Below are 8,626 nucleotides of genomic sequence, written 5' to 3'. Positions count from 1 at the left end.
CGTGAGCCCTTCAGGGTCTGTCGTTCAGGAGCTCTTCGCACTCGACCTGAGCCGCCGCTGCGGCCTGGGCCGCCAGGCTGGGTGCCGCCACGGCAGCGCGTTCGCCGGCTTCGACAAAGGCGGCCGAGAACTGGCGCATGACATGGTCCACGCCACGCGGCGACACCTCGCGCAAATCGCCCTCGAGGTACTGCCCAAAGCTCTGCGCCGACGAGATGATCTCGAAGGAGGGGAAATAGTCGACCTCGTCATGCGCGTCCGCAAACCGCCCGGCGACCGCGCGCAGCACCGCCTTGGAATAGCTGGACGCAACGATGACCGGATGCGCCGTCGCCGTGGCCACCAGCGGCACCGGCGACACCGTGACGATCCAGCGCATGCCCGGATTCACGCCGGCGATGAACCCGCGCACCCATTCCAGGTCGGCCAGGATCTCCGGGTACTCGAAGTTGACGAAGCCATGCCGCTCGGCATCGAACTCGCCCGCCGCCGTGCCCGGGCAGACCGGGAAGACGACACCGCTGCCCTGCTCCACCCAGGCCTCGGTCAGGCCGAGCGTGAAGACGAAGACATCGCACTCGCTGAAAAGACGCCGCACCTGGGCCAGATGCCAGGCGCGGTCGGCGCGCAGGTCGGCCAGCGAGTCATAGCCGCCGGCCTGGACGCGCGGGCGCAGGGCGTCGAAGATGCGGCCCTTTTCGGTCAGCACCGGCGGGTCGCCCTCACGCAGGCCGAAGGCGAATTCGACGAGCTGGCGCAGTTGGCGCACCGTGTAGACATTGGCATAGCGGGCCGAGAACACGCCGTACTGCAGCTCACGCGCCCGCTCGGGCGTGAGGCCCGCGGGCGCCTGCTCCACCACCCAGTGGCTGAGGCCGAAGCTCTCCAGGCGCCTGGCCATGTGCTGGGCGAAGCAGGAACCAGCCGTCGCGATCTTCAGCGACGGGGTCAGCTTGAACTTGGTGTTCGGCTTGAAGTCGAGCTGGCCCCAGGCCTGGGCGCTGACGGTCTTGCGCCAGAAGGCCTGGGCCGGCATCTGCTCATAGGGGTGGGACATCGGCGAGTACCTCCCGTATCTGTTGCGCCAGCAGCTCGGCGTAGAGCTCGTTGCCATGCAGGCAGCCGCGCGCGAATTCGGCCTTCAGGCCGCCGTTCCCGGTCAGCGCGCCGACGGGCGGCGCCAGGCTCAGGATGCCCATCTGCGCCAGGCGCTGGTTCAGGTCGCCGTACATCAGCCGGTAAATGCGCTGGCGCATCGTGAACGGCTTGATGCCATGCACGGCAAACAGCTGTCCGAAGGCTTCGGGATTGGCAGCGATGTGCTCATGCGACTCCACCGGCGGCGGCGCCGGCACATGCACGATGCGTGCGCGCGGGAACTGCTGGCGCAGGGCCAGATGCGTCGTCCACAGCGGCTCAGCGATCTGCCGCACCCAGGCCAGCGCATCGGTGCGCGACATCCAGCGTCGGCCCGGCTCCATCCGGCCGTCGTCGCCGAGGAAGTCGCCATGCGAGGGATCGTCGACCAGGGCCGCGATCGCGAACTCCTGGCCGCGCAGCAGCGAGAAGATGACCTCGGCTTCCTGAGGGATGTGACCGAGCACGCCCGTCAGCACATCCGGGATGTAGAGCACCCCTTCCTTGAGCATGGGCGGCGGCCCGGCCACCGGGGTGTTGTAGAGCACATGCTCGCCGCGCCAACCAGGCGGGGCGTCCAGCTCGATGGGCTCACGGAACGGCACGCCGGTCGACCAGACCGAGCGGTACTTGGCCGACGACACTGGCTCGATGTAGCGGTCGATCAGGCCGAAGAGATGCGAGCTGCCGATGGCAACGAAAAGCCGTGGGGTCATGATGCTTGGGGCCGAGCATAGGGGAGGCGCGGCGCTTGCCCAGGGGGCAAAAGGGCGAGGAATGGACCTCAGTTCCCCCTACGGGACGCCGAGCGCCCGCTGGATACTGCACCGGATAAGCTCAGGAGAGCCCCATGATCCCCAAGACCCTGCACATCATCTGGGTCGGCGACGAATCCAAGCGACCGGACAACTGCATAGACACCTGGCGGGTTCACAACCCCGACTGGCAGCTCAAGGTCTGGGGCAATGCCGACCTGATGTCCTACGGCTGGTACAACGCCGACCACATCCGCGCCATGTCTGGCCGCGAGCTCAACGGCGTGGCCGACATCATGCGCTGGGAGATCCTGTTCCGCGAAGGCGGCTTCGTCGTTGACGCCGACAGCATCTGCCGCCGCCCGCTGGAGCCCTGGCTGTTCGACTGCGAGGCCTGCGCCTGCTGGGAGAACGAGATCATCCGCCCCGGCCTGATCGCCGCCGGCTATGTCGCCTCTGAACCGCAGAACCCCTTCTTCCGCCAGCTCATCCTGGACGTGAAGGAAAAGGCGACCGTCATCGACCGCATGGCCTGGCAAAGCGTTGGTCCGCTGTTCCTGACCGAGGCGCACCGCCGCTACAACTACATCAACTTGACGATCTGGCCCAGCCACTTCTTCATCCCGCAGCACTACTCCGGCATCCGCTACAGCGGCAAGGGCCCGGTCTTCGCCGACCAGGAATGGGGCAGCACACGCAAGAACTACGACGAGCTGCATACACGGAGCCTGGCATGAGCGAGACGACGATTTCCACCGACACGGACCGCGGCCCCAAGCCGGCCCTGTGCCAGCCCGAGGGCCTGCCGCCGGTGTCGGCGCTGGAGCGCGCCCACTCGCCCTATTTCGTGCACCGCATCCCGGTCAGCCGCAACCTGATGGGCCACCCCCGCGTGGCGGTGCTGCAGGAGATGTGCCGCGGCAAGCGCGTGCTGCACGTGGGCTGCGTCGACTGGCCCATCACCGACCTGAACCGCTCGCTGCACCTGCAGCTCGACAAGGTCTGCCAGCTCGACGGCTTCGACATCCACGACGAGGCCTTCCCGCACATGCTGCCGCACCTGAAAGGCCGGCTGTTCTCGTCCTGGGACGACATCAAGGACCCCTACGACCTCGTGCTGGTGCCCGAGGTGCTGGAGCATGTGCCCGACGTGAAGGGCTTCCTGGAGCAGCTGGACCGCGTCGGCGCCAAGGAATACGTCATCACGGTGCCCGACGCCTACAGCTGCTTCGCGCGGCACTTCGACTACCAGACCGAGGCCGAGACCTTCGTCGAGGTCGTGCACCCCGACCACAACTGCTGGTACACGCCCTACACGCTGGCCAACGTCATCCACAAGTACACGACGCTGGACCTGCAGGGCATCTGGTTCTTCAACAACATCTCGCTGCTGGCCATCGCCCGGCGCAAGGCCTGAAGCATCGCGATGCAGCCCTTCTTCTCGATCGTCATGGCCACGCACAACCGGCCGGCCACGCTGGCGCGGGCTATTCGCTCGCTGCGCGCCCAGACCTGCGCGGACTTCGAGATCCTGCTGGTCGCCGATGCGCTGGACGCCGAGACCGCCGCCGTCGTCGCCCGCGATCTGGGCCCGGCCGACAGCTTCCTCAAGCGCACCGGCGCCAACGGCCCCGCCGAGAGCCGCAACCAGGGCCTGGCCCTGGCGCGCGGCGAATGGGTCATCTTCCTGGACGACGACGACACCTTCGAGCCCCAGCATCTGGCCACGCTGAAGCCGTACTGCGAGCGCCCGGATGCGCAAGTCCTGTTCACCGACATCACCGTCGTCACCGAAGACCGCCAGCAGCCTGGCATCCCCGAGCTCGGCCGCCAGACCACGCCGCTGGCGGGGGCCGATGTCAACACGCTGTGGGTCAAGAACTTCATCCCCCTACATTGCCTGGCCTACCGCCGCAGCCTGCTGCAGGGCCTGAGTTTCGACGCGCATCTCGCCTCGCAGGAGGACTGGGACTGGTTGCTAGGCGTCTGCTCGCGCGCAATGCCGGTGCACGTTGCGGGCGGTGGCGCCGTCATGCACAAGGACTATGTGAACCCCGGCGTCCGCCGCGGCCAGCAGGAGGCTTCCAACAACACCACCGTTGTGCTGGATTTCCTGCATGTCTACCGGCGCTGGCCGGCACCGACGGCTGAGCTGAAAGCCGCCCGGGCCGGGCTGCTCAAGGGCGTGGGGCTGGCGTTGCCGGTGGAGTGGTTCTAGGGGTACGGCTTGGAAATCCCGGTCCTATAGTCGCGCCGCGCCGCGGCATTGCGCGGTCGCTGGAGCGCTGCCATGGCGGAGAAGCAGGCGAAGAAGCAGGCCAGGAAGCCGGTGAAGAGCCGTGCCATCGGGTCTCGTGCGGCGGCCAGGATCGGCGATGTCGTGGTCGGTCCGGTTGCGCCGCCCGTCGTGGTCGGCCCGACCCCACCGCCCATCATCATCACGCCGACGCCGGTCCCGCACGCCATTGAGTACGTCGGCAACCTGTTCAGCGGCAGCCGTCCCGGCGATGCGGTGGTGCGGCCAGACGACCTCGTCGCGCTGCGCATCGAGCTCGTCAACGTCGCCCGCAAGCCGGGCAGCAAACCGCCCGTGCTTGCCGCCAGCGGCAGCGGCGCCGCCTCGCTGATCGTCCACCATCCGCCGCAGTCGATTGCCGAGGAGGTGTTCTTCGAGCAGCAGGCTCCGGGCACCGGCGCGCCGGACATGCCGCCGCCGCTCGACGGCAAGCCCGTGCCCTCGGCGGTGGTGCCGGACAACGAGGTCGACCCGCCGCCGATCCGCGCCCGCGCGGCCAACGAGTCGCGTGTCGTGTTCGAGTGGCCCGCCGGCTTCGAATGCCCCTACACGCTGGACGGGCTGCTGGGCGCCATCCGCACGCTGGACATGCGCGTGCCACCCGGCGCGCTGCCGCGCCCGGCGCAGCGCCGCGTGCTGGAACTGTGGCCGCGCTGGCAGCGGGCCGCAGGGGTGGTGGTGACCACCAAGACCAAGGCCGTCGGCAAGATCACCGCGACCGCGCTCCTGCCCGTGCAAGCCATGGTCGGCCTCACCGGGCCGGCGCTCAACGCCTTCAGCCTGCGCCAGACGCAGATCGCCCGCCGCGGCGGCGAGGCCGCCCAGGCGACGCTGCGCCGGCGCCTGGGCGACGTGATCGGCAGCCAGGCCACGCTGCCCGACGCGGTGATCGTGGAGGTCCCGCCGGTCAGGCGCGTGCTGCCCAAACCCGCGCTGCCCACCAGCACCCAGACGGCGATCGAACTGCCCTGGCGGCTCATCATCTCGCCGCACGACGGCGAGCATTGGCGGCATGCCACCAAGGCGGCCACGTCGCCCTACTCCGGCCACACCGAGCTGTGGCACACGCGGCTGCTCGGCCCCGCGGGTGTGGACTCGCCGGCCCCTGATGCGGGGCGCACGGTGCGCGCCGTCTGGGCTACCACGGGCTGGGGCCAGAAGGCGATGCAGTCGGCCTTCCCGTCCGGCTTCACGGAGCTGCCGGGGCCCGATGCGGGCAACCCCTTCGTCACCAGCGAGACGGCGCTGTCGGACTACGACCGCTACCAGATCACCCACCTGTCGTCGAACTTCTCGATGACGAACTACGAGCCCCAGCCCATCGACACGCGGCTCTTGATGCTGTCCAGCCAGGGCGCCTGGCTCGACAGCCGCGGCGACTGGGAGCCGCCGGGCCTGGATGTGGAGAGCTGGGTGCACCAGGCCACGCAGGGCCGCGACCACTATGTGCGCGTCGTCTACCGCGGCGTGCTCTTCCCCTTCGGCCACCGCGCGGTGCTCATCAAGGTCAGCGAGCGCAAGTTCCACAAGCTGCCGGGCAACCCGGCCTATCTGCGCCAGCGCATGTTCATGATCGTGCGAGAGAAGATCAAGCACTACGACGACGCGTCCACGTTGCGCCCCTTCGGCGCCGGGGACGCCACCGTGGAGCACGAGCTGCCGTTCACCTCGGTGCGCATGCTGACGACGGTGACGCCCGATCTCGCGCAGCCGTCCAAGACTCAGGTTGAACCCGGCCTGGGCCAGTTGCTCTTCTGGCCCGCCACGGGCCCGGGCGACTCGCCGACGCCCTTCCCCTTCCGCATGGCCGGTACCGACCTGGACGGGCGCGAGGTGCAGTTCGAGCTGCCGCTGATCTTCATGTCCAACACCATGGCCAGCCCCCGGGACAAGGTCGGCAACAAGCTCGTTCCCAAGCATTCGGGCACCGGCGGCGCGGCGGACACGGCCAACCGCGCACTCACCGGCTGGCGCAAGTTCCAGATTGCCGACGCGGTGGACGACCCGCAGGGCACCGAGCGCGCCACCGCCCAGCTCAAGCGCCAGCGCGTCACGCTCGCGCTGAGCAGCAAGCCCGGCGACACGGCGGTGGAGGTCGCCCACCTGACCTTCGACGCCCATGTGCCGTCCACGGTCGCCACGAGCACCTCGTTCAAGGCCTTCAAGGCCTTCACGCCGGACCTGCTCAAGCCCATGTTCTACCCGCGCGTGTCGCGGCTGAAGGCGCGCATCGGCGCGATGGCCCAGCTGACCGGCTCCGACGGCTTCAACCGACTGCGCTGGAACACGACCTATCTGCAAAGCGGCTTCGACCCGGGCGTCAACAAGGGCGAGGTGTTTGCCGAGGTGGTGGAGCGCGCGGGCATGGGGCGCCTCGACTTCTCCAAGCAGGGTGACCGCAGCGGCGGCTTCGTCATGCCCAACCTGAGCCCGTCGGCGCTGTCGCGCTCGCTCGGGCCGGCGGCCGGCAATGTGGCCGACGTGGTGGGCGGCCAGATCAAGGCGACCAACTTCTTCCCGCCCGGCGGCGCAGGCGACCTGCCGCTGCCGCTGCTGTTCGGCTGCATCCCGCTGAGCGCAGTGATCCACGACATCACACAGCTCTTCGACAACCTCGACAAGGCGCCCAAGTTCGCGTCGGAGGCCGGCACCAAGGTCGAGGCCTTCTTCAACGACCTGATGCGGCTGTACCAGTTCATCAGCAGCCTCGCCTCCCAGCCCGGCACGCTGGGCAGCGCGGCGCTCGACGTCGTCAAGGGCACGATCAACGACCTGCTGCAGCAGGCGGCCGCCTTCGGTGCCGCGCAGCTGGCGCCCATCACCACCAAGGTCAACACGCTTCTCGCCACGCTGGACAGCGTCAAGGCCCAACTGGACAACCTGGGCAGCAAGAGCCTGGACGCCGCCAACCCGCTGGCCGGCATCAATCTCGCCGACGCCCTCGACGCGCCGCAGGGCAACGGCGCGCTGCGTGCCAAGCTCGTCGATCTGAAAAACACCGTCCAGGCCTCGACGGTCATCCCCGCGGGCTTTCGCCAGCAGGTCAACGCCGTGGTGGCCCAGGCCCTCACGGTGCTGGACTCCATCAAGCTCATCGCCGGCCTCGTCGGCCATGGCAAGACCCTGTTCGACGCGCTGAAGAACCTGCTGGACAACCCGGCCGCCGGCCAGTCCCTGGGCGAGCTGATCACCAAGCCCGCCGAGCTGGCACCCAAGGTGGAGGCCGTCAAGAACGCGCTCGGCGCTGTGAAGGGCGACGTCGCGGCCTTCCCGCTGCTCGAAGGGCCGCCGCGCAAAACCCTGCTCGACATCCTGGGCGTGGTGGAAGACGCCCTGGGCGCGGTGGGCCCCTTGCTGCAGATGCTGGAGAACCTGCTCGGCGAGGAACTCGTCGTGCGCTTCGACTGGAAGCCCGAGATCAAGAGCTGGGGCTTCGATCCGGCTTCGCCGCTCTTTGTCGTACACGACAAGCATGCCTTCATCGTCGCCGTCGAGGCGCGCATGAAGAAGAGCGGCGGCGCGCCGAAGATCCAGGTGCTGTGCGGCCTGCACCATTTCGACCTCGTCCTCATCGCGCCGGCCAGCTTCATCGAGCTGAACTTCGAGAAGATCGAGTTCAGCGTCGACAGCAGCGCCAAGATGAACGTCGACGTGATGCTGTCGGGCATCAAGTTCGTCGGCCCGCTGTCCTTCGTCGAGACGCTGCGCGACCTGATCCCGCTCGATGGCTTCTCCGACCCGCCCTACCTGGACATCACGGCCCAGGGCATCGATGCGGGCTTCGACGTCTCCCTGCCGGCCATCACCTGCGGCGTGCTCAACCTCAGCAACGTGAGCCTGGGCGCGGGCTTCACGGTGCCCTTCATCGGCCAGCCGCTGTCGGTGCGCTTCAACTTCTGCACCCGCGAGCAGCCCTTCCACCTGACGGTCTACGTCTTCGGCGGCGGCGGCTTCTTCGGCATCACGCTGGACCCCAAGGGCGTGCAGATCCTGGAGGCGGCCTTCGAGTTCGGCGCCGCCATCAGCATCGACTTTGGTGTGGCCTCCGGCGGCGTGTCGGTCATGGCCGGCATCTACTTCCGCATGGAGGCCGATGCGGCGAGCCTGACCGGCTACTTCCGCCTCGAAGGCCATGTGGACGTGCTGGGCCTGATCACCGCGTCGCTGGAGCTCTACCTCGAACTGCGCTACGAGTTCGAGACCGGCAAGGCGGTGGGCAAGGCGACGCTGACCATCGAGATCGAGGTGTTCATCTTCTCGGGCAGCGTGACGATCAGCTGCGAGAAGAAGTTCGCCGGCAGCAACGGCGACCCGACGCTGCGGCAGTTGCTGGGCCTGTCGGCCGACCCGACGCTGGCGCTGGCCGCCGAGCTGGCCGCCATCGACGACAGCACGCGCTACGGCTGGCGTGACTACTGCGAGGCCTTCGCCTGAAGGA

The 8,626-nt window shown here is 68.4% G+C and carries 6 protein-coding genes; 4 read left to right on the top strand and 2 right to left on the bottom strand.

The genetic code is table 11. The features are described 5' to 3' along the window. Window positions 1-10 precede the first annotated feature (10 nt). Together AC1DW0_RS06625 and AC1DW0_RS06620 are read right to left on the bottom strand one after the other, a co-directional pair. Window positions 11-1,057 (bottom strand): GSCFA domain-containing protein, encoded by a 1,047-nt coding sequence (locus tag AC1DW0_RS06625; protein WP_477945212.1) that lies wholly within the window; start codon window positions 1,055-1,057, stop codon window positions 11-13. Continuing rightward, on the bottom strand, window positions 1,041-1,853 hold the full coding sequence (locus tag AC1DW0_RS06620) for a hypothetical protein (RefSeq protein ID WP_457442168.1): 813 nt from the start codon (window positions 1,851-1,853) through the stop codon (window positions 1,041-1,043). The genes AC1DW0_RS06625 and AC1DW0_RS06620 overlap by 17 nt, the downstream gene beginning before the upstream one ends. A 134-nt stretch (window positions 1,854-1,987) precedes the next feature. Between AC1DW0_RS06620 and AC1DW0_RS06615 the strand changes: the two genes are divergently transcribed. From AC1DW0_RS06615 to AC1DW0_RS06600, 4 genes are all read left to right on the top strand, one after another. Beyond that, window positions 1,988-2,629 carry a glycosyltransferase family 32 protein gene (locus AC1DW0_RS06615; protein WP_056196558.1) on the top strand — a complete coding sequence of 214 codons (642 nt, stop codon included), beginning with the start codon at window positions 1,988-1,990 and terminating at the stop codon, window positions 2,627-2,629. After that, window positions 2,626-3,309 (top strand): class I SAM-dependent methyltransferase, encoded by a 684-nt coding sequence (locus AC1DW0_RS06610; RefSeq protein WP_056196555.1) that lies wholly within the window; start codon window positions 2,626-2,628, stop codon window positions 3,307-3,309. Before AC1DW0_RS06615 ends, AC1DW0_RS06610 begins: the two co-directional genes overlap by 4 nt. Window positions 3,310-3,318: 9 nt before the next feature. Beyond that, on the top strand, window positions 3,319-4,110 hold the full coding sequence (locus AC1DW0_RS06605) for a glycosyltransferase family 2 protein (protein WP_477945211.1): 792 nt from the start codon (window positions 3,319-3,321) through the stop codon (window positions 4,108-4,110). Window positions 4,111-4,182: 72 nt separating this feature from the next. Next, window positions 4,183-8,622: a hypothetical protein gene (locus AC1DW0_RS06600; protein ID WP_477945210.1), complete on the top strand. Its 4,440-nt coding sequence runs from the start codon at window positions 4,183-4,185 to the stop codon at window positions 8,620-8,622. Window positions 8,623-8,626: the final 4 nt, after the last annotated feature.

It is taken from the genome of Roseateles sp. P4_D2 (genome assembly GCF_056401875.1).
This window is presented reverse-complemented; position numbering and strand designations above follow the sequence as displayed.